24 protein-coding genes are annotated in these 24,317 nt (G+C 58.8%); 12 read left to right on the forward strand and 12 right to left on the reverse strand.

Features of this window, described 5'->3' with window-relative positions; genetic code table 11:
- Window positions 1-76 precede the first annotated feature (76 nt).
- From ACVDG9_RS04515 to ACVDG9_RS04530, 4 genes are all read right to left on the reverse strand, one after another.
- Window positions 77-1,216 (reverse strand): site-specific DNA-methyltransferase, encoded by a 1,140-nt coding sequence (locus ACVDG9_RS04515; RefSeq protein WP_447237366.1) that lies wholly within the window; start codon window positions 1,214-1,216, stop codon window positions 77-79.
- Window positions 1,217-1,347: 131 nt separating this feature from the next.
- On the reverse strand, window positions 1,348-2,034 hold the full coding sequence (locus ACVDG9_RS04520) for a DNA-3-methyladenine glycosylase I (protein ID WP_077290713.1): 687 nt from the start codon (window positions 2,032-2,034) through the stop codon (window positions 1,348-1,350).
- Between the two features lie 88 nt (window positions 2,035-2,122).
- On the reverse strand, window positions 2,123-2,929 hold the full coding sequence (locus tag ACVDG9_RS04525) for an amino acid ABC transporter permease (RefSeq protein WP_447237367.1): 807 nt from the start codon (window positions 2,927-2,929) through the stop codon (window positions 2,123-2,125).
- Window positions 2,930-3,052: 123 nt separating this feature from the next.
- A complete protein-coding gene (locus ACVDG9_RS04530) occupies window positions 3,053-3,853 on the reverse strand; it encodes a transporter substrate-binding domain-containing protein (protein WP_023001979.1) in 801 nt (266 codons plus the stop codon).
- Between the two features lie 198 nt (window positions 3,854-4,051).
- On the opposite strand from ACVDG9_RS04530, the gene ACVDG9_RS04535 reads away from it, so the two are divergent.
- A complete protein-coding gene (locus ACVDG9_RS04535; protein WP_062490216.1) occupies window positions 4,052-5,560 on the forward strand; it encodes an AMP nucleosidase in 1,509 nt (502 codons plus the stop codon).
- Between the two features lie 225 nt (window positions 5,561-5,785).
- Here ACVDG9_RS04535 and ACVDG9_RS04540 read toward each other — a convergent pair whose 3' ends face one another.
- From ACVDG9_RS04540 to mutY, 4 genes are all read right to left on the reverse strand, one after another.
- A complete protein-coding gene (locus tag ACVDG9_RS04540; protein WP_075282289.1) occupies window positions 5,786-6,892 on the reverse strand; it encodes a Gfo/Idh/MocA family protein in 1,107 nt (368 codons plus the stop codon).
- Between the two features lie 83 nt (window positions 6,893-6,975).
- Window positions 6,976-7,461, reverse strand: coding sequence for a bacterioferritin (gene bfr / locus ACVDG9_RS04545; protein WP_023001976.1), 486 nt, complete (start codon window positions 7,459-7,461; stop codon window positions 6,976-6,978).
- Between the two features lie 209 nt (window positions 7,462-7,670).
- Window positions 7,671-8,219 (reverse strand): 2OG-Fe(II) oxygenase, encoded by a 549-nt coding sequence (locus ACVDG9_RS04550; RefSeq protein ID WP_023001975.1) that lies wholly within the window; start codon window positions 8,217-8,219, stop codon window positions 7,671-7,673.
- 83 nt (window positions 8,220-8,302) lie between these two features.
- On the reverse strand, window positions 8,303-9,382 hold the full coding sequence (mutY, locus tag ACVDG9_RS04555) for an A/G-specific adenine glycosylase (RefSeq protein ID WP_447237368.1): 1,080 nt from the start codon (window positions 9,380-9,382) through the stop codon (window positions 8,303-8,305).
- 224 nt (window positions 9,383-9,606) lie between these two features.
- Between mutY and ACVDG9_RS04560 the strand changes: the two genes are divergently transcribed.
- The 8 genes from ACVDG9_RS04560 (at window position 9,607) to ACVDG9_RS04595 (ending at window position 17,491) form a co-directional block, all read left to right on the forward strand.
- On the forward strand, window positions 9,607-10,116 hold the full coding sequence (locus ACVDG9_RS04560) for a DUF721 domain-containing protein (protein WP_031269719.1): 510 nt from the start codon (window positions 9,607-9,609) through the stop codon (window positions 10,114-10,116).
- 364 nt (window positions 10,117-10,480) lie between these two features.
- A complete protein-coding gene (locus tag ACVDG9_RS04565) occupies window positions 10,481-11,116 on the forward strand; it encodes a thioredoxin domain-containing protein (protein ID WP_023001972.1) in 636 nt (211 codons plus the stop codon).
- An 87-nt stretch (window positions 11,117-11,203) separates the two neighbouring features.
- A complete protein-coding gene (smc, locus tag ACVDG9_RS04570) occupies window positions 11,204-14,662 on the forward strand; it encodes a chromosome segregation protein SMC (protein ID WP_447237369.1) in 3,459 nt (1,152 codons plus the stop codon).
- A gap of 212 nt (window positions 14,663-14,874) precedes the next feature.
- A complete protein-coding gene (locus ACVDG9_RS04575; protein WP_023001970.1) occupies window positions 14,875-15,261 on the forward strand; it encodes an AtpZ/AtpI family protein in 387 nt (128 codons plus the stop codon).
- A gap of 53 nt (window positions 15,262-15,314) precedes the next feature.
- Window positions 15,315-16,064, forward strand: coding sequence for a F0F1 ATP synthase subunit A (locus ACVDG9_RS04580; protein ID WP_023001969.1), 750 nt, complete (start codon window positions 15,315-15,317; stop codon window positions 16,062-16,064).
- A 70-nt stretch (window positions 16,065-16,134) separates the two neighbouring features.
- On the forward strand, window positions 16,135-16,359 hold the full coding sequence (locus ACVDG9_RS04585; protein WP_006935776.1) for a F0F1 ATP synthase subunit C: 225 nt from the start codon (window positions 16,135-16,137) through the stop codon (window positions 16,357-16,359).
- A gap of 81 nt (window positions 16,360-16,440) precedes the next feature.
- The gene (locus tag ACVDG9_RS04590; RefSeq protein ID WP_023001968.1) at window positions 16,441-17,001 is read left to right on the forward strand and encodes a F0F1 ATP synthase subunit B; all 561 of its coding nucleotides are present in this window, start codon (window positions 16,441-16,443) and stop codon (window positions 16,999-17,001) included.
- Window positions 17,002-17,011: 10 nt separating this feature from the next.
- Entirely contained in the window at window positions 17,012-17,491 is a 480-nt protein-coding gene (locus tag ACVDG9_RS04595; RefSeq protein ID WP_023001967.1) for a F0F1 ATP synthase subunit B family protein, read from the forward strand.
- Window positions 17,492-17,694: 203 nt separating this feature from the next.
- Here the strand turns inward: ACVDG9_RS04595 and rnhB are convergent, their stop codons facing one another.
- From rnhB to ACVDG9_RS04610, 3 genes are all read right to left on the reverse strand, one after another.
- Window positions 17,695-18,345 (reverse strand): ribonuclease HII, encoded by a 651-nt coding sequence (rnhB, locus tag ACVDG9_RS04600; RefSeq protein WP_447237370.1) that lies wholly within the window; start codon window positions 18,343-18,345, stop codon window positions 17,695-17,697.
- Between the two features lie 45 nt (window positions 18,346-18,390).
- Entirely contained in the window at window positions 18,391-19,503 is a 1,113-nt protein-coding gene (locus ACVDG9_RS04605) for a PA0069 family radical SAM protein (RefSeq protein WP_447238287.1), read from the reverse strand.
- 155 nt (window positions 19,504-19,658) lie between these two features.
- Entirely contained in the window at window positions 19,659-20,501 is an 843-nt protein-coding gene (locus ACVDG9_RS04610; protein WP_447237371.1) for a substrate-binding periplasmic protein, read from the reverse strand.
- 368 nt (window positions 20,502-20,869) lie between these two features.
- Between ACVDG9_RS04610 and ACVDG9_RS04615 the strand changes: the two genes are divergently transcribed.
- Window positions 20,870-21,565 carry a glycosyltransferase gene (locus tag ACVDG9_RS04615; protein WP_447237372.1) on the forward strand — a complete coding sequence of 232 codons (696 nt, stop codon included), beginning with the start codon at window positions 20,870-20,872 and terminating at the stop codon, window positions 21,563-21,565.
- Window positions 21,566-21,618: 53 nt separating this feature from the next.
- Here ACVDG9_RS04615 and moaB read toward each other — a convergent pair whose 3' ends face one another.
- Window positions 21,619-22,176 (reverse strand): molybdenum cofactor biosynthesis protein B, encoded by a 558-nt coding sequence (moaB, locus tag ACVDG9_RS04620; RefSeq protein ID WP_447237373.1) that lies wholly within the window; start codon window positions 22,174-22,176, stop codon window positions 21,619-21,621.
- A 187-nt stretch (window positions 22,177-22,363) separates the two neighbouring features.
- Between moaB and ACVDG9_RS04625 the strand changes: the two genes are divergently transcribed.
- Both ACVDG9_RS04625 and ACVDG9_RS04630 read left to right on the forward strand, forming a co-directional pair.
- A complete protein-coding gene (locus ACVDG9_RS04625) occupies window positions 22,364-23,590 on the forward strand; it encodes an aminotransferase-like domain-containing protein (protein WP_447237374.1) in 1,227 nt (408 codons plus the stop codon).
- A gap of 39 nt (window positions 23,591-23,629) precedes the next feature.
- Window positions 23,630-24,274 (forward strand): ceramidase domain-containing protein, encoded by a 645-nt coding sequence (locus ACVDG9_RS04630; protein WP_447237375.1) that lies wholly within the window; start codon window positions 23,630-23,632, stop codon window positions 24,272-24,274.
- Window positions 24,275-24,317 lie beyond the last annotated feature (43 nt).

Consider the following 24,317-nt stretch of genomic DNA (forward strand, 5'->3'; position numbering starts at 1 on the left):
ACCCCGTCTCCTTTTCTGGGAAACGGGGCTAAGTCGATCTCGCGGGGAACGCGAAGTCTCTCTTTGGAGTGCCTGCTTATGCCTGCAGGCGGGATCTGATTTCCTTGCGGAGATCGTCGATGGGCGACGTCTTGCCGCCCTCGTTGATGTGCCAGAAGGTCCAGCCGTTGCAAGCTTCCTGACCCTGTACCAGAGCACCGACCTTGTGGATCGAGCCGGTATGATCGCCGGACTTGAGAGAGCCGTCGGCGCGCACGATGGCAAGATGCTTGCCTTTCGGGCAGCTGAGTTCCGTCCCCGGCTGCAGCAGACCGCTTTCCAGAAGCGTGCCGAACGGGATGCGCTTCAGCGCCCGCTTGCCCTGCTGCATTTCCAGCGATGCGGCATTGCCCGGCTCGATGGCCTCGATACGAGCCGTGGCCGCGTCGATATAGTCCTGCTCACGCTCCACGCCGACATAGTGGCGGCCAAGTTTCTTGGCGACAGCCCCGGTGGTGCCGGTCCCGAAGAACGGGTCGAGCACGACATCTCCCGGTTTGGAGGAGGCCGTCAGAACACGGTAGAGCAGGGCCTCCGGTTTCTGGGTCGGATGCACCTTCTGCCCGTCCTTGCCCTTCAGCCTCTCGGTACCGGTACACAGCGGCAGGTGCCAGTCGGAGCGCATCTGAAGATCCTCGTTAAAGGTCTTCAGCGCATCGTAATTGAAGGTCGGCTTCGCATCTTTCGATTTGACCGCCCAGATCATGGTCTCGTGGGCATTGGTGAACCGTTTGCCGCGGAAGTTCGGCATCGGGTTGGACTTCAGCCAGACGATGTCATTCATGATCCAGAAGCCGAGATCCTGCAGGATCGCGCCAACCCGGAAGATGTTGTGATAGGAGCCGATCACATACAGCGAGCCATCCGCCTTCATCACCCGCCGGACGGCCAGAAGCCAGGCCCGGGTGAAAGCGTCATAGGCTTCGAAACTTTCGAACTGGTCCCAATGGTCGTCACAGGCATCCACCTTTGACTGATCCGGCCTGTGCAGATCGCCGCCCAACTGAAGGTTGTAGGGCGGATCCGCGAAGACCAGGTCAACAGACCGGGACGGCAGTTTCTCAAGGGCGGCAACGCAGTCGCCCTTCAGGATCGTGTTCAGCCAGGAAGCACCAGCTTCCGGTTCATTTGATAGGCGGGGTGCCGCGAAGGACACCCCGGTACGCAGTACACTCATTGCGACGCAATACCTCACGCAATTTCGAGTGTCATGGTTACCGGGTTTGGTAAATCAGCGGTTAAGCTGATGGAACAAAAATTCCCTTTGAATCAAGGCTTTGTTTACAATCGTAAAAGCTGAATGAGAAGTTAATGACTTGTCCCGACCGAAAAGGCCAGAATTCTGCTGATTTCGTTCAGGGGACGACCGGAAGTTGCTTTCCATTCGTTAAAGGCGGCCTGAATCGCGGTAAGATTTTTTTTCGACATCGCGTCCTTCTCGATGACATTTTCGCGGATCAGGGCGTTAACCACATCGCCGGAGAGGACGAAACTTTCCTTGCCCATGAAGCGCAAGGCGATTTGCCCTGTGTTGCCACCAAGCCGGCTGCCGCGCTTCTTGAGCAGCTCCATCAGGCCGATCTGGTCGTTGACGGGATAATGCGCGAAAAAACCGGCTGCGCTGCCGTGTTCGGTCGCTAGGTCCTTGAGGAAAATCGCGTTTTCCTGAACAGATCGGATCTTGGCACCGTTGCGGACGATGCGTTTGTCACCGAGCAGCGCTTCAAACGCCTCGTCAGGGAGAAAGGCGAGGCGGGGAACGTCGAACCCCTCGAAGGCTTCTTCGAAACCCGGCCACTTCTGGTCGATCACCTTCCAGCTGAAACCGGCCTGGAACACGCACTTGGTGAACATGGCCAGCCAGCGATCGTCACCGACCTTCTCCAGTTCTTCCGCAGTCCTGGGCGCATTATGCTCTGCCAAAAGAGCATTGAGTGCTGCCGGTCCGCCTTTCTTCTCCGCGGCCAGTGCTTCTATTTCTTCAAAGGAACGCATGCGGGTCTCCGTCTCGCTGCAGACGCCGCTCCCCCGGCACCCCCTCCTCAGGATGAGGGAGGAGGAAAGGCGTGGTCAGGCGAAAACCTTAGCGCTCCTGGATCTGCTTTGCCCGTTCAAATTTGCGCAGGGCCAGCGAAAGCGTGATCGTCATCATCAGGTAGATCAGCGCGACGACATTGTAGGTCTCGAAGTACCGGAAGGAGCCGGCAGCGTAGACCTTGCCCAGCTGAGTGATATCCGCGACACCCAGAACCGAGACCAGCGAGCTGTCCTTGATCAGGGCGACGAAATCATTGCCGAGGGGCGGCAGGATGGTCTTCAGGGCCTGCGGGAAGATGATCAGGCGGAAGCGAAGCCAACCGTTCATGCCGAGTGCTTCGGCGGCCTCGATCTGTCCCTTGTCGACCGCCTGGATGCCTGCCCGAAACACCTCGGCAATGAAGGCAGAATAGCCGATGGTCAGCGCGAGAACGGCGCGCCAGAGCAGAGGGAAATCCCGCGTGCGCAACGGATCCAGACCCAGAGGTTCCACAATGGCGTTGACCCCGGCAATGAACAGCGGCGTTGCGACGAAGGCGATATAGAGCAGAAGCACGATGATCGGCATGCCGCGCACGATTTCGACGTAGAATCGGGCAATCTGCCGCAAGACGATTGATCCGGACAGGGAGGCAAGCGCCAGCAGGAGCCCGATCAGGGAGGCGCAGAAGAAGGCGACAAGCGTGACGAAGACCGTCAGTCCGATACCACGCGAGACCGTCGACATGACCTGCGAATAGATGTCGTCGGTGGCGATCTGGAACAACAGGAAAACCGCAATGCCGGCGGCAGCAACAAGCCAATAGGGAAAGTCTTCCTTGGGGGCGCCGGACGGTGTCTTGTTGCGGAACATGGGTTGGTCTCGGCTCCAGCTTTGTTAACGGCAGTTCAAACGAAAATGGCCGGCATCGGGGCCAAAAGCCCGGATACCGGCCATGGAGTGGAAAGTCCAGCCGCGCAGGGGCGGAGGATGGCCTTACTGGGCGACTTTATAGTCGAAGAACCACTTCTTGTTCAGTGCATCCAGCGTGCCGTCTGTGCGCATGCTGGCGACAGCCGCATTGATCGGTTCGATCAGGTCGGAGCCTTTAGGGAAAATGAAGCCGAAGTCTTCCGAGCCCATCGGATCGCCGATCAGCTTGAAGGTGTCCGGATTGGTCGCGACATACCCCTGGCCGCCGGTGCTGTCTGTCAGGACCAGATCGACGTCGCCCGCCTTGAGCGCCTGGACAGCGGCACCAAAGGTTTCGAACAGCTTGATGCGCGGATTGGCTTCATCGCCATCCAGCACTTCATAAACAGTGACGTAGAAGGGGGTGGTGCCCGGTTGAGCACCGGCCAGGAAGTCCGTGTTGGAAGCAAAGCCCTTTGCATCGGTAAACCGGTCTTCATCGGCGCGCACCAGCATGAACATTTCGGACCGCATGTAGGGCTCCGAAAAGTCGACCTGCTCGGCCCTGTCGGCGCGAATGGTGATGCCGTTCATCGCCATGTCGTATTCGCCGGCGGAGATGGCAGGGATCATCGCATCCCAGCTGGTGTTCTGAAAGGTGACGTTCAGGTTCAGCCGCTTGGCGATTTCTGCAACCGCATCATATTCCCAGCCGATTGCCTCGCCTGACTTGGGGTCGACGAACTGCAGCGGTGGGTAGGTGTTTTCCGAAGCAATGACAATGTCCCGGCCACCGAGATCCGGCAGATTGTCGGCAAGGGCGGAGACGCCTGCGCCAATCAGGGAGGAAACGGCGACCGCGAGGGTCAGAACGGTTTTTTTCATGGGAAACTCCTGGTCAAAAGTTAGCCGGACTTTAGCCGCTTGCCACGGTTTGGGAAAGCCTGCTCAAATGCATCGTTGAGGGGCTTGTGCAGAAATTTTCTCTCTGCGAAAAAAAATTCAAAATCCGATGCTAGATCTATTGACCAAGGCAAGCGTTAGCGGGACTGTGAGCCCATAACAACAATAAGGAGACGGTTTATGTCCAACTCAACCAAGAACGTTTTTCATCAAGCCGCCCGCAGGGTTCGGCATGCGCCATCGCATCCGCTTGAGGTCTTTACCGACGCCAACAAGGCGGTCGACCGTTTGATCGAAATTTTTGAATCCAACACCGCCTTTCTGCGCCAGCATTTTCAGGACCTTCTGGATGGCAAGGAAATCGACGGCCGCGTGCGCGCGTTCTATCCGCAGGTCCGTATCGTGACCGACAGCCACGTCCGCCTCGACAGCCGCCTGTCTTATGGGTTCGTCTCCCGCCCTGGCACCCACGCCTCCACGATTACCCGCCCGGATCTGTTCCGTAACTATCTGGTGTCGCAGCTTTCGCTGCTGATGAAGAACCACGACGTGCCGATCCAGGTCGGCGACAGCGACATGCCGATCCCGCTGCACTTCGCTTTCTATGACGGAACCCATGTGGAAGGCGGCGCAGCAGCTGCAAATCTCGACCGTCCCCTCGCTGACATGTTCGATCTTCCCGACCTGACGGTGATGGACGATTCCATCGCCAACGGCACTTACGATCCGGCCGACGGGGTGATGCCGCTGGCATCTTTCACGGCGCCGCGCGTCGACTATTCCCTGCACCGCCTGCAGCACTACACGGCGACAAAAGCCGAGCATTTTCAGAACTACGTGCTTTTCACGAACTACCAGTTCTACATCGACGAGTTCTGCCGCATGTCCAAGGCGCTGCTGTTGCAGCCGGACAGTGGCTACGAGGCGTTTGTTTCCCCCGGCAACGTGGTGCTGGAGGCAGGACAGACCCAGCCGGATGGCGAAGAGCTGACAAAACTGCCCCAGATGCCGGCGTATCACCTGAAGCGGGCTGACGGCAGTGGCATCACCATGGTCAACATCGGAGTCGGGCCGTCCAACGCCAAAACCATTACCGACCATATCGCGGTGCTGCGCCCGCATGTCTGGCTGATGCTCGGTCACTGCGCAGGCCTCAGGAACAGCCAGACGCTCGGTGATTATGTGCTGGCCCATGGGTATGTGCGAGAGGACAATGTGCTCGACCAGGACCTGCCGATCTGGGTGCCGATCCCGCCGCTCGCCGAGGTGCAGGTTGCACTGGAAGACGCGGTTGCCGAAATCACCGGCATCGATGGGTATGAACTGAAACGTGTCATGCGCACCGGAACCGTCGTATCGCTCGACAACCGAAACTGGGAACTCTGGGACCAGCCGGAACTGGTCAAGCGGTTCTCCCAGTCCCGTGCCATCGCGCTCGATATGGAATCGGCAACTATCGCGGCCAACGGTTTCCGCTTCCGGGTGCCTTACGGCACGCTGCTGTGCATCTCGGACAAGCCGCTCCACGGCGAATTGAAACTGCCGGGCATGGCGACCGACTTCTACAAGCGCCAGGTCGCCCAGCATCTCCAGATCGGCATCAGGGCAATGGAGAAGATGCGAGACATGACGGCAGAGCGCCTGCATTCCCGCAAGCTCCGCAGCTTTGCCGAGACAGCGTTCCAGTAAAGTTTCCTGTGCGGACAGGGAGTTTCCCGATTTATGACTGTCGCCCCGGGCGAGCAAAGCGAGACCCGGGGCCTACTGATTTCCAGAGAAATGACCTGGCGCGGCAAGGGGGTGGCAGAACCTCCTGCTTTGGCAAGCTGACTTGCGAGTAGGCCCCGGATCTGCGCTGCGCTTGTCCGGGGAAACACCCTGGAGAACAACGCTCGACCCCAGCCGTCCCGTCCGTCAAACCGTTGCCCACGTACCGGTCTTCGACGATTTCCAGGCAGCTTCCGTGACCAGTTGCACCTCCAGCCCGTCCCGGAAGGTCGGCCAGACAGGTGTTCCGGTTTCGATGGCCTTCAGGAAGTCCCGCATCTCGATGATGATCTGGTCCTGATAACCGGTTCCGTGACCGGGGCCCTGACAGAAGGGCAGGTAATCGGGATGTGCCGGTCCGGTCAGGATCTTGCGGAAGCCGCGTTCCGCCTCCGGCCCTTCGGCAAGGTAAAGCCAGAGCGCGTTCTGGTCTTCCTGGTCGAAGCGGATCGAACCCTTGTCACCGTATATCTCATAGGCATAACCCATCTTCCGGCCGGTGGCGACACGGCTGATGAAGAGATGACCCATCGCACCGTTTTGAAAGCGGCACATGAGATGGGCCTGGTCGTCATTGGTGACCGCCTCCGGCCCGTTTGCGCCCGGACGTTCGGAGTGGACGGTCTGAATATCCGCACTAACGCTGGAGATAGGCCCGGCAAGGCGCAGGGCGGCGTTGATGATGTGAGGGGCGAGATCGCCCATGCATCCATTGCTTATGTCCTTGGTACGCCAGTGCGACGGCGTTTGCGGATCTGACAGAAAATCCTCGGTGTGTTCAGCGCGAATATAGTGGATCTGACCAATCCGGCCTGACTGGACAAGGTCATGGGCAAATTGGCTTGCAGGCGTGCGAATGTAATTGAAGCCGGTCATGTTCGGCAGGCCGGAGGCTTCTGCCGCCGCCATCATCCTGCGGCAATCTTCGGCGTGGCTGGCAAGCGGCTTTTCGCAAAAGACAGCCTTGCCGTTTTCAAAGGCGGCAATTGCGATATCCATGTGGGTCGACTGGGGCGAGGCAATTACAACCGCATCGATCGCCGGATCGGCAACGACAGTGCGCCAGTCGTCCGTCGCCCGGTTGAACCCGAAAGCACGGGCCTTTTCCCGGGCGCCTTCCAGCGTCGTTGCACAGATCGTCTCGCAAATCGGGCGCAGGCCTGTGTCGAAAACCGACGCCACTGATTTCAGGGCAACAGCATGGGCCTTGCCCATATAGCCTGTTCCGATCAGCCCGATCCGGATTTCCGTCATGGTTTCGCACCTCCAATTGCAATGAAAAAGCCGGTGCAGACCTGCACCGGCTTCAACATAACCAATGAAATGGCCGCTTGCGACTACTCGGCTTCGTCGGCTGGTGCGGCATTCAACATGCCGTAGCGCTCGACACCGATCTTTTCCAGAAGGTCGATCTGGGTTTCCAGGAAGTCGATATGGCCTTCCTCGTCGGACAGCAGCTCTTCGAAAAGCTGCATGGAAACATAGTCGCCTTCTTCACGGCAGACATCGCGGGACTTGGCATAGGCCGTGCGGGCGTCATATTCGCCGGCAAGGTCTGATTCCAGCACTTCCTTGATGTTCTGGCCAATGCGCAGCGGTGCGACCTTCTGCATGTTCGGATGGCCTTCCAGGAAGATGATGCGGTCGACCAGCTTGTCGGCGTGCTGCATTTCCTCGATGGATTCTTCACGTTCCTTCTTGGCAAGGCGCGCAAAGCCCCAGTCGCTCAGGAGGCGGTAGTGAAGCCAGTACTGATTGATGGCGCCCAGCTCCAGAAACAGAGCTTCGTTCAGGCACTCAATGACTTTTTCATTCCCTTTCACGGCAGAGCCTCCTTATTGCAAACCGGTCTTTGTTTAGAATTATTCTAGAGTAATTCACGGCAGGCGCAAGGGTCCATTGCGCATAGAAGTGTAACTTCCACTGGTTACACCCCGAAACAGCGAATTGAAACCGATCACATGCGCTTTGACGTTTTTCCGGGAGTGGAGAGCAAGCTTCGGAGCCGTAGACACCTGTCTCCGCTCAGATCTCACCGAAAGCGGGGGCCGTGGCTCCAGCAGGTCAGGGAGTAGCGGGTGCCCTTGGTCACGGGTACGACCCTGTGCAGCATGAAACTGGCAAACAGCGTTGCACAGCCCTGTTCACGCGATGCGGCCATCACCTTGTGTCCAAGGCTGATTTCCAGCGCGCCACCTTCATAGTCCTGTGAAGGGGAAAGCTGGGTGACGATGGTTGCCTTGCGGAACTGCGCGATCGGGCCTTCGCCGACATCGGAATGCCAGTCGTAATGGCCTTCTTCACTTTCGTCGTAGATGGCGACCTGGAGTTTCTCCCGAAACTCGGTGATGTCGAAATCGAAAGCCTCGCGGTTGGCCTTTGCAACGGCTGTCATAACGCGGTTCAAAACCCATCCCGCATCGCCTTCGTCATCAAGCCAGCTGATTCTGGCCCGGCGGATGTCACCCTGCTGCTTGCCCCCGACGAGGCCGCCCGTATCCTGAGCTTCGGCCCGGCTCAGGCGGATGATTTCATCGCAGTCCTTTTGAGAGAAGAGTGCGTCATAGGAATAGGTGAACATCGAGGCTCAGATCCAAGGATTGGGTGCGCTGTTCAACATCCAAACCGGACAAACTGCAACTGTTTTCTTGAGCCGGGAAAGAACTATTTCCGGGGGCTTTCGAACGCAGCGGCAAGAGCCTTCTTCATAACCGTGGGAAGTGCTTCGGTTTCAATGACTTCCGGGGCCGACCACCAGCCACCGTCAAGCAGTGGAGTGGTGTCCGCCATGAGGTCGGCCCGATAGACGGTGAGCCGCAAATGGAAATGGGTGAAGGTATGTTTCACTTCCACCGGGCGCTGCCGCCAATCCGCTGGAAACGGTGCGAAGTCTGGAGCTGCTTCTGGCGAGAAATCCTCTGCCCATTCGGTCCCCGGCACTTCGCTCATCCCGCCAAGAAGGCCTCTTGGTGGGCGGCGGCGCAACAGCACGGCCCCCGTCGCCGTATCGACAGCCACGAATGCAGCTCCAAAACGGGTGGGTTTTTCCTTCTTGGGTGCTTTGCGCGGCAGTGTTTCGGCAAGGCTTGAGGATTGCACCTTGCAGATAGAGCGCCACGGGCAGAGCGCGCAGGCCGGACGTCTGGGCGTACAGATGGTTGCGCCAAGGTCCATCACCGCCTGTGCAAAGTCACCGGGCCGTTGGTCCGGTGTCAGGCCAGCCATTTTCGCCTTTATTTCTGGTTTGGCGTCCGGAAGCGGTGTTTCGATCTGGAAAAGTCGTGTCAGCACCCGCTCCACGTTGCCGTCGACCACTGCCGCGTGCCGGTCAAACGCGATGGTTGCGATGGCGGCAGCCGTATAGGGGCCGATGCCCGGGAGCTTCAGCAATGCGTCTTCGTCTTCCGGAAAGCGGCCGTCGTGATCACGGGCAACGGTTTCTGCGCATTTTTTCAAATTGCGCGCCCGCGAGTAATAGCCAAGGCCCGCCCAGGCTTTCATGACGTCTTCTTCAGCCGCGGCGGCAAGATCGGTTACGGTTGGCCAGCTTCGCGTAAACTTCGTGAAATAGTCTTTGACGGCGGCAACGGTCGTTTGCTGAAGCATGACTTCGGACAGCCAGATCCGGTAGGGATCGGGGACTTCGCCCAGTAGGCGGTCTTCCGGGGAAACCCGCCAGGGCAGGCGCCGGGCATGACGGTCGTACCAGTCGAGAAGCAGTCGGGAAGGGGAAGCAGACGCCATGAGATCAGCAGAACAAGTGGTGTTGATATGAAGCAGCAAGCCTTGGATAGCCTGGGGACAACTTGGCTGATAAAGGCAGTGCGGTGAGGTTGGGGAAAGTATTCGTCGTCATTTTGTCGTATTCTATTGAGACACAACACCCCAATCCGGAAAATGGCCGGCAAATCGCCGCACCTTACATCTGGATGAGGAGGTAGGCTATTAGCGCTACAAAGGCAAATCCCGTGCACGCCTCGAAGGGGGTGAAATCGCTGGCCGATCTTGTCGGCAAGGCGATGACGCCTGTTTGCCGGAAGCGTGGATTTGCGTCCGTCGATATCATTGCCTCCTGGGCCGATATTGTCGGCGAGCGTTACGGCACGCGCGTGCAGCCGGACAGGCTGATCTGGCCGCGGCAGCCTGAACGCGGCGATCCGGAAAACCCACCGGAACCGGCGACGCTGGTGGTGCACACGGACGGGGCAACGGCCTTGATCCTGTCTCATGACAGTGCCCAGGTGATCGAGCGTATCAATACCTTCTATGGTTGGCGGGCCATCGGCCGCATCAAGATCCTGCAGAAGCCGGTTCTGGTGAAGCAGCCCGTGCGCAAGAAGCCCTTGCGCGACTTGACGCAAACCGAGGAACAGCAGCTCGAAGCGCGGCTGGAGGGGGTGGAGAACGACCGCCTGCGGCAGGCGCTCAGGAAGCTTGGCGCCCAGGTTATTGCCCGCAGCGCAGAAGATGCGGCCTGACGGTCCACATTGCTTCTTCCAATAACAACTCTGTGAAACCGGCATTGGCAAACGTGCCGCCGGCTTTGGCATGATATCGAAGAACTCAGGATTTCCCTTGTGTTGGTGTCGGCGGGTCAAGGGTGGATGCCAGTATTTAATAGCCTTTGACCGTCCTCGCTCCTGCCACATTTGATAAGCTTTGTTGACGCCGCCTGCCCGAGAGGGCACAGAAAGCGGCAAGCTGGTTCATCCTGCATTCAGCTGAACGCAAATAGGGTGGCCCGGTATCAATTAACCCGATCGGCCAGGATATCCGACAGGATGTGCTTCGATCCACGCACCGGCCGGTGCAGCGCTTGATTAATGTGACAGGACGATCTTCGTGACCCAGACCCGTAGACAGTTTCTCAAAACCACTGCCCTGGCGACGGCCGCATTCTGCCTTGCCGGTTCGAGCTTGGCTCTTGCGCAGGCCGTCGACCAGGACGAGCTGGTCAAACCCGGCCCGCTGGGCGACAAGATTCTTGGCGACGAAAACGCGCCGGTCACGATTGTGGAATACGCATCCATGACCTGCGGACATTGCGCCAATTTCCATGAGCGTACCTATCCGGCCCTGAAGGCCGATTACATCGATACCGGCAAGGTTCGCTTCATTTTCCGCGAATTCCCGCTGGATCCGGTTGCGGCCGGCGCGTTCATGCTCGCCCGCTGCGCTCCTGCGGACAAATATTTCGAGATTGTGGACATCATGTTCGAACAGCAGCGGACCTGGGCGTTTACCGACAATCCGTACCAATCCATGCTCGACTTTTCCAAGCAGATAGGTTTTACAAAAGAGTCCTTTGAGGAATGCTTGGGGAACCAGGGTCTGCTCGACGCCATCGATGCGGTGAAAAACCGCGGTGCAAACGAGTTTGGCGTGAACTCCACCCCGACGTTCTTCATCAATGGCGAAAAGCACTCGGGGGCGCTTTCGATTGAAGAGATGGGCAAACTTATTGACGCAAACCTCTAGACTGGCGGTCTGTCCGCCGGTCTGTTCGGTATGCGCCGATCAAGCCCGTGATCTTCAGGTGTCCGTGTCCAGGAGGCACGGGCGCCAATGAAATTTTCCAAGCTCCGCATTGTCGGTTTCAAATCCTTCGTCGAACCGATGGAGTTCATCATCGGCAACGGCCTGACCGGTGTGGTCGGGCCGAATGGCTGCGGCAAGTCCAATCTTGTCGAGGCCCTTCGCTGGGTGATGGGCGAAAACTCCTACAAGAACATGCGGGCGTCCGGCATGGACGACGTCATCTTTTCCGGCAGCCTGAACCGCCCGGCGCGCAACACCGCGGAAGTGACGCTCTACCTTGAAAACCAGGACCGTACGGCGCCTGCCGCTTTCAATGATGCCGATGCGCTTGAAGTCAGCCGCCGTATCGAGCGCGAGCAGGGCTCCAACTACAAGATCAACGCCAAGGATGTGCGTGCGCGTGACGTGCAGCTTCTTTTCGCTGACGCATCCACAGGCGCCAGGTCACCTGCCATGGTGCGCCAGGGGCAGATTGGCGAGCTGATTGCCGCCAAACCGACCTCCCGAAGGCAGATCCTGGAAGAAGCCGCCGGTATCTCCGGTCTGCATTCGCGCCGGCATGAGGCGGAAATTCGCCTTCGCGCCGCTGAGCAGAACCTGGAACGACTGGAAGATGTCCTCGTTCAGATCGACAGCCAGCTCGACAATCTGCGCCGCCAGTCGCGCCAGGCTTCGCGCTATCGTAACCTGTCGTCTGAAATCCGCGGGGCTGAAGCCTCGATCCTTTACATTCGCTGGACCGAGGCGCGCGATGCGCTGGGAACAGCCGAAAGCCATTTTGCCGAAGCCCAGAAACAGGTGAACGAAGCCACCGGTCTGCAGGCGGAAAGCGCCCGCATCCAGGCTGTCGCCGCTCACAAGCTGCCGGAACTGCGCGAGGATGCGGCCAGGGCGGGCGCCGCCTTGCAGCGGCTGGTGATCGCCCGCAACGAACTGGACGCGGAAGAACGGCGGGTAAAGGAAAAGCTTCAGGATCTGGAGCGCCGCCTGGTGCAACTGGCGGAAGATATCCGGCGCGAACAGTCCATGGTGTCCGAGAACGACGAGGTTCTGGAGCGCTTGTCGGAAGAACGCGCAGAGCTTCTGGAAGAAAACGAGATGGTGCAGGAGCGCACCGAAAGCGCTCGTGAAAAGGTGGCCGAGGACGAAGAGAGCGTGGGAACGCTGGAGAACCAGTTGTCCGACCTGACCGCGGCCGAAGCGCGTGCAACCGCCGAACGCCGCCAGTTGGAGCGGGCAGTCGCGGAAAGCCGCCAGCGTTCGGACCGATTGTTAGCTCAGGCTCAGGACGCTCAGAAGGCTCTTCAGGAAATCAACGAACGTATGGCCGAACAGGACGGCGTTTCCGAGAACCGGGAAGCGCTGGAGATGGCCGAGGAATCTCTTCTGGAGGCGGAAGCTGCCGCGGAAGAAGCCGAAACCGCGACCCGCGAAGCGCGTGAACAGGAACAGTCCGCACGTGGACCCGTTGGTGATGCCCGCCAGATGTTGCAGGGCCTCGAGACAGAGGCAAGGACGCTGGAGCAGGTGCTGAATGTTCACTCCGAACAGGATCACACGCCGGTTGTCGAGCAGATCCAGGTGGAGCAGGGCTTCGAAACGGCTCTGGGGGCGGCACTTGGTGAAGACCTTGATGCCTCACTTGAAGAAGCTGCTGCTGTTCGCTGGGGGGGTGTCCTCTCTCATGATGGCGATCCAGCCTTGCCGGCAGGAACCCGCAGTCTGGCCGAGGTGGTTGAAGCCCCTGTCGAGCTGAGCCGCCGCCTGCGCCAGATCGGCCTTGTCGACCAGACCGACGGGCCAGGCCTGCGCACGACCCTGAAACCGGGGCAATGTCTGGTTTCCGTGGAAGGCGACCTGTGGCGCTGGGATGGATTCGTTATCGCGGCCAATGCGCCGACACCGGCGGCACAGCGCCTGGCGCAGAAGAACCGCCTTGCTGAACTCGGAGATGAAATCGAGCAGGCCCGGCGCGAGCTTGAGGATCGTCAGCAGGCACTGGAAGGTGCCGCAACGAGGGTTCGGCAGGCCGTTGAACTTGAACAGATGGCCAGAGGCAAGGTTCGTGACGGCCAGCGTCAGGCAGCCGCGGCGCGCGAAGCCCTGGCTGCGGCGGAAAGGGCCGTTTCCCAGTTCGCCGCCAAGCTGGAAGCTGCGCAGGACCGGGCACAGCGTCTTGGTGAAGAGGCCGAGCTGGCACGTGAACAGCTGGCAGAGGCCGAAGAACGCCTGGAAGAAGCGCCAGACGGAACCAGCTATCGCGAAAGCATCGAAGAATTGCAGGGGCAGGTCGCGGCCGCACGCGGCGCCTTGGCCGAAGCAAGGGCCGTGGCAGAGGGTCTTGCCCGCGAACAGCAGATGCGCGACCGGCGGCTTGAAGCCATCGCCCGGGAATATGACGGCTGGAAGACCCGTGCTGCCAATGCCGCCCAGCAGATTTCCATTTTGCAGGAAAGGCGTGAAGAAGCGGAAGAAGAGCGGGCCGAGCTGATCGAGGCGCCTGAAGACATCGAAATCAAGCGCCGCGACGTGTTTTCCGCCATTGCCAAGGCAGAAGAGGAAAAGAAGGCGCGAGACGATCAGCTTCAGCAGGCGGAACTGGATCTTGCCGACGTCGACCGTGCAGCCAAGGCTGCGATGGAAGCGATGGCGGGCGCACGAGAAGAGAAGATTCGCGCCGAGGAACGACTGGAAGCCGCTCGCGATCGCAAGCAGAATCTGGAACGGCGGATCGACGAGGACCTGGAGGTTGCGGTGACGGCATTGCCGGAAATCGCGGGTCTGAAGGAAGGCGCGCCGCTGCCGGATCCCGATTCCATGGAGCGCAAGCTGGAACGGCTGAAGGCGGAGCGCGAACGGCTTGGCGGCGTCAACCTGCGCGCGGAAGAAGAGCTGCGCGAAATCGACGATCAGAAGACCACGCTGACCTCGGAGCGCGATGACCTGATCGAGGCGATTCGCCGTCTGCGAACAGGGATTTCGAATCTCAACCGCGAGGCGCGCGAACGTCTGCTCGCCTCCTTCGAGATCGTCAACGGTCATTTCCAACGCTTGTTCACTCATCTTTTCGGCGGGGGCACGGCCGAGCTCCAGCTGGTCGATTCAGATGATCCGCTGGATGCGGGGCTGGAAATCATCGCGCGTCCCCCCGGCAAGAAGCCACAGACCATGACGCTGCTGTCGGGTGGTGAGCAGGCGCTCACGGCCATGTCCCTGATTTTCGCGGTCTTCCTGACCAACCCTGCGCCGATCTGCGTGCTCGACGAGGTCGATGCGCCGCTGGATGACGCGAACGTGGAGCGTTACTGCGATCTCCTGGACGAGATGGCCAAGAGCACGGAAACCAGATTTGTGGTGATCACGCACAATCCGATCACCATGGCGCGCATGAACCGTCTCTTCGGCGTGACGATGGCCGAGCGCGGGGTTTCCCAGCTTGTTTCGGTCGATCTGGAGACGGCAGAGCGATTCCGCGAAACTGGCTAAGATTGCGTCTGGTGCGGCACTGCCGCGAAAACCTTATGCAACTTAGGTCTGGCTGATTCTGCAAAAACAGAAAAGATCTTTATTTTTCAAATGGATAGAGTTTAGTGCAGGCTTCTTGACACGGCATGAGGTGCCGACTATGGTGCGCGCGGCTTAGGGGGCTCCCCAGTTGTCGGATCAAGCATGTCGGCGCAAGCTGAGGACTTAAGAACATGTCTTCGCAAAACGGCGATAACAAGGATCGGGCGGTTGGTTCCCCGGAAGCAGGTCTGTCGGAACGGCGGGCTCAATTGAACCGGAAGCTTGATGACATAAGGGTGGTTGAAGAAAAGACCGCTCGGAAGTCTCAAAGCAGCTCATCCGGATACGCGCAGGCAATGAAACTCTCTTCGGAGTTTATCGCCGGCGTGCTGGTGGGGGCCGGGATTGGTTGGGTTGCCGACCAGTGGCTTGGGACGTCGCCTTTCGGGCTGATTGTCTTTCTGTTGCTGGGTTTCGTGGCCGGGGTCTTGAACGTCCTGCGCGCGGCCGGTGTCGTCGAGCAGCCGGATGCCAAGGTCCAGCGCGAAAAAGACGTTCAGAACGACAGATCGAAATAGAATTTGTCGCGCCTTCTGGCGCATTGATATGAACGAACGAAGAAGGCTGGCCGGTGGCGAACGATCCGATCCATCAGTTCCATATCCAGACGCTATTCCCGATTGAAGTCGGGGGCATGGATTTCTCTTTTACCAACTCTTCGTTGTTCATGGTTTTGACCGTGGCGGCGACGTCTGCATTCCTGATTTTCTCGACCAGCGGCCGCGGACTCGTTCCGACCCGCCTGCAGTCGATTTCGGAAATGGCGTATGAGTTTGTTGCCGGAACATTGCGAAGTTCAGCAGGAACGGAAGGGATGCGCTTCTTCCCTCTCGTGTTCTCGCTCTTCATGTTCGTTCTGGTTGCCAATCTGTTCGGGATGTTCCCGTACTTCTTTACCATCACCAGCCACATCATCGTGACCTTCGCCCTGGCGATGCTGGTGATCCTTACCGTGATCATTTACGGCTTCATGAAAAACGGCATGAAGTTCCTCAAGCTCTTCGTCCCCAGCGGCGTGCCCGGTGCACTGATCCCGCTCGTGACGCTGATCGAGGTGATCTCGTTCCTTTCGCGCCCGATCAGCCTGTCCGTTCGTCTTTTCGCGAACATGCTCGCCGGTCACATCACGCTGAAAGTGTTCTCCGGATTCATCGTCAGCCTTAGCGCGATGGGTGCGGTCGGTATCTTCGGATCCATTCTCCCTCTCGGAATGACGGTTGCCCTGACGGCTCTGGAATTCCTGGTCGCGTTCCTGCAGGCATACGTCTTCACCGTTCTGACCTGCATGTACCTGAACGACGCCATTCATCCTTCACACTGAGGGTAACCCAATCACACGGCCATTGCGCCGCGAGTGAGCAATCTGCAAACACCATTTAGGAGCACGTGTCATGGAAGCAGAAGCAGCAAAATACATCGGTGCCGGTATCGCATGCCTGGGCATGGGCGGCGCAGGCATCGGCCTTGGCAACATTTTCGGTAACTACCTCGCAGGCGCTCTGCGCAACCCGTCCGCTGCTGATGGCCAGTTCGGCCGTCTGATCTTCGGCTTCGCCGTGACGGAAGCTCTGGGCATCTTCTCCCTGCTGGTGGCTCTGATCCTCCTGTTCGCTTAATCGCTAAACCTTAGCGACTATCGATGCGACTCCGGTGGCGGCGCTCTCTAGCGCCGCCCAGCCGGATTTAGGAGACTGGAAATGGCAGGCCAAACTCACTCGACCACAGAAGGCATGCACGAAGCCATAGAAGTGCCGGCCGCAGAGCATGGCGCGGGTTTCCCGCCTTTTGACAGCACCACATTCGCCTCCCAGCTCTTGTGGCTCGCGATCACGTTCGGCGTGTTCTACTGGATCATGAAGAATGTGGCCGTTCCGCGGATCGCAGGCATTCTGGAAGACCGCAGGGACCGTATCGCCGGTGACATTTCCGAAGCCAACCGGCTGCAGGAAGAAACCGACGCTGCGATCGCAGCTTACGAGCAGGCGCTGGCCGAGGCCCGCAACAAGGCTCATGGCATTGCCCACGAGACGCGGACCAAGCTCAAGGCAGATCACGAAGCTCGCCGCGAAAAGGCGGAAGCCGAGCTGAACGGGAAGCTGAAAGCGGCTGAAGCACAGATCGCTGCAACCAAGACCGATGCCCTTTCTCAGATCGGGGATATTGCCGGAGAAACCGCTTCAGCGCTCGTTGAGCAGCTGATGGGCAAAGCTCCGACCAAGACCGACCTGACCAAGGCGCTCAAGTCGGCGATGAACTGAGGAGACCGTCATGGATGCTACATTTTGGGCCCTGATCGGTCTTATCCTGTTCTTCGTCGTGATTTTCTACGTCAAGGTTCCGGCCAAGATCAACGGTTCACTGGACGAACGCGCAGAAACCATCCGCAAGGAACTGGAAGACGCACGCAAGATGCGTGAAGAAGCCCAGGCTCTCTTGTCCGAGTATCAGCGCAAGCGTCATGAAGCCGAAAGCGAAGCGGAAGCCATCATCGCAGAAGCCAACTCGGAAGCCGAGCGCCTGACGCTCGAAACCAGCCAGGCTCTGGAAGAAATGATTGCTCGCCGTACCAAGGCTGCGGAAGACAAGATTGCACAGGCTGAAAGCCAGGCAGTCGCTGAAGTCCGTGCCAAGGCCGCTGACATTGCCGTTGCCGCTGCCGAGGAAATCCTTGCAGCGAAGGTGAAGGATAAAGTCGCCGACGACATCCTCGCCAAGAGCATTGAGCAGGTGAAGGAGCGGCTGAACTAAGTTCGGTCCACTCTGCTGACGAATTGAAGAAGCGGCCTTTCGGGGCCGCTTTTTTGTTGCGGCAGGCAATTCGCACGCTACTTGGCACTAATCGGCAGCGATCTCCATTGCCGGTTGGTCTTGAGATGACCGATAGCAGAGGAGTGTCGCTGACTTGCAGCGTATTTCCTGCCGTCTAAACCCAACCCGTTATGTCCGGAACCTCAAGACCCTGCAGCCTGCCTGACCGGCTTGAAGCTGAGGCGATGATGAACGGTCGGCCCATGGCGTTCCAGCGCTGCCTGGTGCTGCGGCACGCCATACCCCTTGTGCTGGGCAAACCCGTAGTCCGGAAAACGGGCGTCGAGGTGGACCATCATCCGGTCTCTTGTCACCTTCGCAACGATAGAGGCAGCCGCAACGCACAGGCAGCGGCCATCGCCCTTGATCAATGCCTGTCCGGCCTGATTCAGCCCATGCGGCACATCGCGGCCGTCGACAAGAACGTAGTCGGGAACCAGAGGCAGGTGATTGACGGCCCGCACCATGGCCGAAAGGGTTGCTGTGCGAATATTGACAGCATCGATCGTTGCCGGTGAAGCGCTGGTGAGCGAGACATGGGCTGTAGCAACAATCTGCTCGAAAAGCTCTTCGCGCCGGGCTTCGGTCAGTTTCTTGGAATCATTGAGGCCAACAGGCACCCGGTCGTAATCCAGGATAACCGCGGCCGTGACCACCGGCCCGGCCCAGGGGCCACGACCGGCTTCGTCTACGCCGCAGAGCCGACCGTCAAAGGATGTCGCGTGCTTGCGCTCGATGGCAAGGTCCGGGCTATCGGGAAAGGCAAGGTCAAAGAGGGAAGGGCTGAACGTCATGAACTGCACCCTGCCGTCCGGCAGCAAGTTTCTCAAGATCTTGCGTCAAAACAGGTCCAATTGCACACCGCCTTTTTGCGGCTGGACGAAGGCCTCGGTGTTGAGCTTTCGGCGACGCAGATTGAGGCCAAGGCGTTTCGCTCCCAACGAGAACCGTTTGGCAATCTGGTCGGCATAAGGACCTCTCCCGCGCATGCGCTCGCCCCATTTCGCGTCATAGTCCTTGCCGCCGCGCATGGCGCGGATCAGGTTCATCACATGGCGGTAGCGGTCCGGACGCTCTCGCAGCAGCCAGTCCCGAAAGAGTTCCGACACTTCCAGGGGAAGCCGTAAAAGGATGTAGGCGACCTCCGTCGCGCCATGCCCGGCTGCCGCTTCCAGAACGTTTTCAATTTCGCTGTCTGTCAGGGCTGGGATCACAGGCGCCATCATTACAGACGTGGGAATGCCCGCGTCGGAGAGAGCCCGGACGGCTTCAAGCCTTTTGTGGGGGGCAGACGCACGCGGCTCCATGGCCCGGCAGAGCTTCTTGTCGAGCGTCGTGACCGACAAGGCAACCTTCACCAGATTTCGTTCTGCCAGCCTCGACAGAATGTCGATATCTCGCGTGACCAGGGCTGACTTGGTGACGATCGCAACCGGGTGGGAGCAATTATCCAGCACTTCCAGGATCTCACGCATCAGCTTGTAGCCGCGTTCCATCGGCTGGTAGGGATCAGTATTGGTGCCGATGGCGATCACGCGCGGCTGATAACCGGGGCGGGAAAGTTCACGTTCAAGCAACTGTGCGGCATTGGGTTTGGCGAACAGCCTGGTTTCGAAATCCAGGCCCGGAGACAGCCCCATGAACGCGTGGCTCGGTCTGGCGAAACAGTAGATGCATCCATGTTCGCAGCCCCGGTACGGATTGATCGAGCGGTCGAAGGAAATATCCGGCGACTCGTTTCGGGTGATGATTGTGCGCGCACGCTCTTCCTGCACCTGGGTTTTCAGCGGCGGCAGGTCTTCAAGCGTTTCCCAGCCATCGTCGAAACATTCACGAGTTAATTTCTCGAAGCGGCCGGAGGCATTGAGCGCAGCCGCGCGTCCCCGCCGCCTGTGCTCGGCAACGGAGCGGACATCGGGTACAAGGCCGGCTGCGTCGGCTGGTAGTGAAATCTCATCGGGGGGGCTGAAGGGCACGCGAGAACGTCCAGGTTACGAAATGGAACATAACAAGAACATTATCACGACGCCAACGCGACGCAAGATGCTGTTTACACCTTGTGGGTTTTGACCTTCAAAAGATGGTGGACTGCAGACCAGGCCGGAATTCAGGAACCGCCACGGTCATCGTGACCTGGCCGGCGACCAAGGTATTTGATCAGGATCGCATCCAGCGTCCCGTCGGACTGCATCTCGCGAATGGTTTCGTCGTAGCGTCCGGGAAGGCTTTTGATGTCCGGGTAGGTCGAAGCTTTGGCAAAGACGTTGTAGTAGGGCTTCGTTATCAGCGGCAGCGGTAACGTCGCCAACTGGTCCAGCCTCCCGGCCTTCTTTTCCTCGTAGAGCGTGCTGATGGTGTTCATGGGAACGGCATCCACACGCTTTGCCAGCAGCATGCCGATCTGGAGATTGTTGCTGGCGACCGTCTGAAAATCGAGGCCGGCGTTGAGGAACTCCGGGGTATAGGCGAAATCCTGCGTGATACCGATCTGCAACCCCTTCAGGTCGTCGTAGCCTTCGAAACGGATTGTTCCGGCATCTTCGGCGCGGATGAAGAAGCTCCAGCTGATGTCGATGTAGCTTTCGTCCGGATAGTTCAGGTACTCCATCCGGTCCGGCTTCTTGGAAAACAATAGCAGCATGTCCGCCCGTCCGGCGCGCGCTTCCTGTTGGATGCGAGTTCCGGAATCGATCAGTTCCAGCGAATAGGAAAGGCCGAGACGGCGCATGACTTCATCGAGAACTTCGACGTCGATACCCTTGTAGACCCCGTCTTCGACAAACTTGTATGGCTCTTCCGGGGTTGCCAGCACCACGAGGTCTCGGGCCGATGCTGTCCCGGCCAGCAAAGCCAGGGACAGAACAAACTCGGCGAGCCCCATCAAGATCCGGCCGAGCGTCTGCGTCAGGTATCCTGCGCCTGAAGTTGGCTTTTGATCGGGTGTCGTCATGGCGCGATCGCTTGGGTTCTGGTCGAAGTAAGAGCTTTCAGCTTTGGTATGCACTCTTAAGATAACATGAAATCCGGCAGTTCCATTTGCCAGAGAGGGGCTATTTTCCTGAAAACCGTCAAATGGATACCGATCGGTTTCACACTGGAGCAACTTTTCACGGCCCTATGACAAATGTGAAAGAGGTACTGCTACAGCTTTCGCCCGGTCTTTTCTTTTCATGCAACCAAAGTAGACATTACCCGGCGATATATATCGCGAAGGTTGGTGGCCGATTATTGGAGTTTGTTAAGAACCCCAACAAAAAACAGCTCCCGCTTCGTCGGCGACACTCGCACTTTGAAAAAAATCATGTAAAACTTGAGATCATGATCAGCGTCATCATTGCGACAAGAAATTCCGAAACCGAGCTCGTTCACGCGCTTTCGGCCCTGGTGCCGGCAGCTGCAGAAGGCGTTATCCGCGAAGTTATCGTGGTCGATGGTGGTTCGTCGGACAATACCGAGAAGGTTGCCGACGCGGCCGGGTGTGTCTGGATCAGCCGGGGCAGTGCTTCCCGCAGCGAACGCCTTGCCTATGGCGCCTCCATGGCGAGCCGGGGCGACTGGCTATTGTTCCTGCGGCCGGAAACGCTTCTGGAAAGCGGCTGGCATCATGAGGCCCAGGCCTTCATCGAGCGGGCAGCCCGTGCCTCCAACGGTCCAGGGACCGCCGCAAGCTTCCGCCTTCGCTATGAGGCTTTCGGGCTCAGTGCGCGGGTAAGCGAGTCTTTTGCAGCCTTGCGGTCCCAACTGCTTGGCATGCCTTACGGTAACCAGGGCCTGCTGATCTCCAGACAGTTTTATCAGAAGCTCGGCGGCCATCGGCCGTTGCCGGAGCTGGAAGATCTCGATATCGCCAAGCGTATCGGACGCGGGCGGATGGTGTTCCTGCGGGCTGCCGCCGTCTCTTCGGGTGAACCCGAGCGGGAAGGGATGTTTTCCAGGTTCCGCCAGGCCTTCGCACGCTTTTGCGTCGGTACCCTGCGCATTCCAGCAAGTGTTGCCGTCAAGTTGCACGGCTGAACAAGGCACTGCAAGGTTCTGGGCGGAGACGCTCTTCTTCGGTATGGTGGCGATCACGCCTCCCGCAGCTTGCCGCGCTTCAGGTGCTCGTCCAGCCTGGGCATGATTTCCACGAAATTGCAGGGCATGTGACGATAGTCCAGCTGCCATTTCAGGATACCGTCCCAGGCGTCCTTGCAGGCGCCCGGGGAACCGGGCAGCACGAAAATATAAGTCGCCCCGGCGACGCCGCCGGTCGCACGGGACTGGATCGTGGAGGTGCCGATCTTGTCGTAGGAGATTCGGTGAAAGACCTCCGAAAAGCCGTCCATGCGTTTTTCGAACAGAGGCTCCATAGCCTCCGGCGTCACGTCACGGCCGGTAAAGCCGGTGCCGCCGGTCGAAACGATCACATCCACGCCCTTGTCATTGATCCAGCTTTTGACGACCGCCTGAATGGCTGGAACGTCGTCGGTGACGATCTGCCAGTCCGCAAGCGTATGTCCTGCCTTTTCGATCCGGTCCACCAGCGTATTGCCGGAGCGGTCTTCTTCCAGCTTGCGCGTGTCCGATACCGTCAGCACAGCAATGTTGAGCGGAATGAACGGACGGGTTTCATCGAGACGGGACATGGCGAACTCCTTTGCTCTCCAGACATAGGCAATAGCCGCAATGGCTTCCAGAGGCAGCAAGCAAACTGTCGCGGCATTTTGATATTGAAATAAAATTACAAAAAATAACAAGATTGAGACACTTGCAAAAAAGTTAGGTCAGTATTATTGACTTAAATAACCAATCCAAAAATGCAACGAGCCAACAATGACAACCTGGGAAAGCCTATACGCCCGACGCGCCAGCCGCATGCGCGCCTCGGAAATCCGTGAACTCCTGAAACTGCTGGACCAGCCGGATGTGATCAACTTCGCCGGCGGTATTCCCGACCAGGCTCTGTTCCCCGCCGAAGCGTTCAAGGCAGCCTATCAGGAAATTCTGGCAGGTCCGGACGCGGGCCGCGCACTGCAATACGGCATGAGCGAAGGCAGCGCCCGCCTGCGCAACTGGATCGTCAGCCACATGCGCCGCCTTGGCGTCGAGTGCGGGCCGGAAAATATTCTCGTCACCTCCGGGTCTCAGCAGGGGCTCGATTACATCGGCAAACTGTTCCTGACGGAAGGCGACACCGCGCTGGTGCAGTGGCCGACCTATCTGGGCGCATTGCAGGCTTTCAATGCCTATGAGCCCGGTTACGACCGGCTTGACCCTGGAGCCAACCGCCCTGCGGAAGATTATGCGGCAACCGCGCGCGAAAAGGGCGGACGGATCAAGTTCGCGTACCTTTCTCCCGATTTCGCCAACCCCACGGGCCTGACGGTGGATCTGGCCGAGCGACAACGTCTTCTGGCACTGGCCGGGGAACTCTCCTGTGTAGTCATCGAGGATTCGCCCTACGAGGCGCTGCGCTATGACGGCGAACCGTTGCCACCGATGCTGGCGCTTGATTGCGAAGCCTCGGGGGGGATCAACAACGCCAGCACACTTTACTGCGGCAGCTTTTCCAAGTCGCTCTCACCGGGATTGCGCCTCGGCTGGATCTGTGCGTCGGCTGAAGTCATCTCCAGGCTGGTTCTGATCAAGCAGGCGAGTGACCTGAATTCGCCGGTGCTCAACCAGGAAGCCATGGCCCGGGTCGCCGAAAATGTCTTTGAAGCGCATACGGCAAAGACGAATGCGGTCTACAAGTCCCGGCGCGATGCAATGCTGGCCGCACTTGAGCGGCACATGCCGGCTGGTGTCAACTGGACCCGCCCGGAAGGGGGCATGTTCATTTGGATGACCCTGCCCGAAGGTATGGACGCGGCAACTCTGCTGGAAACCTCCATTGAAACGGTGCGCGTCGCCTTCGTTCCCGGCCGTGCGTTCCATCCGGATGGCACCGGGGCGAACACCCTCCGGCTCAGCTTCTCCTGCAACGACTATCAGAAAATCGAAGAAGGTATTTCAAGGCTTGGCCGCTTGATTACCGAAACTGTCACGTCCAAGTTGTAAGTCCTTCGAGGGAAGAAGCAGGGGCGGGTGTTGGAGCCAATGGCGCTGACCGACAAGCTGGACAATTATTGTGAGCGGATCGGGCCGGAGTTCTGGTCCGAGCCGCTCAATGCGCTCACCAATGCGGCTTTCCTGATTGCGGCCATTGCCGGATACATGCTCTGGCGCCGCAAGACACCGGACGATCTCTTTGCCCTTGTCCTGATCGGCATCGTCTTCGTGACCGGCCTGGGATCGTTCCTGTTTCACACCTTCGCGACACGTTGGGCGAGCCTTGCCGATATCATCCCGATCGCGCTGTTTATCCATGTCTATCTCTTTGCGGCGCTGAACCGGTTTCTGGGTCTGTCCTGGTGGGCGGCGCTAGGCATCGTTATCGTGTTTTTCGCAGTCACGCCCTTTGCCGGGCGCGCGGTCGCACCGCTGGTCGGCTCATCTGCAGGCTATGTGCCTGCGCTGCTGGCGATCTTCGTGGTGGGGGCACTGTTTCTTCGCAAGAATGTGCGGTTCGGGCGTGAGGTGTTGCTAACAGGTGTCGTCTTTGCCGTATCACTGACATTCCGGACACTGGACGGCCCGGTTTGCGATCAACTTGCCATTGGCACGCATTTCCTGTGGCATATCCTGAACGGGGTCGTACTGTTTTTGCTATTACGGGTTCTCATCAGGCAGCGTGCCGGTTAAATCACACAGAGTATTCACGAAATTGCAGATCACCCTTGCGGAC

The sequence above is a fragment of the Roseibium sp. RP-7 genome, assembly GCF_053005225.1.

Bases quoted from the DNA above. Each gene is read 5' to 3' on its own strand.
- ACVDG9_RS04515 (WP_447237366.1), bottom strand. From the start codon at position 1,216: ATGAGTGTACTGCGTACCGGGGTGTCCTTCGCGGCACCCCGCCTATCA.
- ACVDG9_RS04520 (WP_077290713.1), bottom strand. From the start codon at position 2,034: ATGCGTTCCTTTGAAGAAATAGAAGCACTGGCCGCGGAGAAGAAAGGC.
- ACVDG9_RS04525 (WP_447237367.1), bottom strand. From the start codon at position 2,929: ATGTTCCGCAACAAGACACCGTCCGGCGCCCCCAAGGAAGACTTTCCC.
- ACVDG9_RS04530 (WP_023001979.1), bottom strand. From the start codon at position 3,853: ATGAAAAAAACCGTTCTGACCCTCGCGGTCGCCGTTTCCTCCCTGATT.
- ACVDG9_RS04535 (WP_062490216.1), top strand. From the start codon at position 4,052: ATGTCCAACTCAACCAAGAACGTTTTTCATCAAGCCGCCCGCAGGGTT.
- ACVDG9_RS04540 (WP_075282289.1), bottom strand. From the start codon at position 6,892: ATGACGGAAATCCGGATCGGGCTGATCGGAACAGGCTATATGGGCAAG.
- ACVDG9_RS04550 (WP_023001975.1), bottom strand. From the start codon at position 8,219: ATGTTCACCTATTCCTATGACGCACTCTTCTCTCAAAAGGACTGCGAT.
- mutY (WP_447237368.1), bottom strand. From the start codon at position 9,382: ATGGCGTCTGCTTCCCCTTCCCGACTGCTTCTCGACTGGTACGACCGT.
- smc (WP_447237369.1), top strand. From the start codon at position 11,204: ATGAAATTTTCCAAGCTCCGCATTGTCGGTTTCAAATCCTTCGTCGAA.
- ACVDG9_RS04575 (WP_023001970.1), top strand. From the start codon at position 14,875: ATGTCTTCGCAAAACGGCGATAACAAGGATCGGGCGGTTGGTTCCCCG.
- ACVDG9_RS04585 (WP_006935776.1), top strand. From the start codon at position 16,135: ATGGAAGCAGAAGCAGCAAAATACATCGGTGCCGGTATCGCATGCCTG.
- ACVDG9_RS04590 (WP_023001968.1), top strand. From the start codon at position 16,441: ATGGCAGGCCAAACTCACTCGACCACAGAAGGCATGCACGAAGCCATA.
- ACVDG9_RS04595 (WP_023001967.1), top strand. From the start codon at position 17,012: ATGGATGCTACATTTTGGGCCCTGATCGGTCTTATCCTGTTCTTCGTC.
- rnhB (WP_447237370.1), bottom strand. From the start codon at position 18,345: ATGACGTTCAGCCCTTCCCTCTTTGACCTTGCCTTTCCCGATAGCCCG.
- ACVDG9_RS04610 (WP_447237371.1), bottom strand. From the start codon at position 20,501: ATGACGACACCCGATCAAAAGCCAACTTCAGGCGCAGGATACCTGACG.
- ACVDG9_RS04615 (WP_447237372.1), top strand. From the start codon at position 20,870: ATGATCAGCGTCATCATTGCGACAAGAAATTCCGAAACCGAGCTCGTT.
- moaB (WP_447237373.1), bottom strand. From the start codon at position 22,176: ATGTCCCGTCTCGATGAAACCCGTCCGTTCATTCCGCTCAACATTGCT.
- ACVDG9_RS04625 (WP_447237374.1), top strand. From the start codon at position 22,364: ATGACAACCTGGGAAAGCCTATACGCCCGACGCGCCAGCCGCATGCGC.
- ACVDG9_RS04630 (WP_447237375.1), top strand. From the start codon at position 23,630: ATGGCGCTGACCGACAAGCTGGACAATTATTGTGAGCGGATCGGGCCG.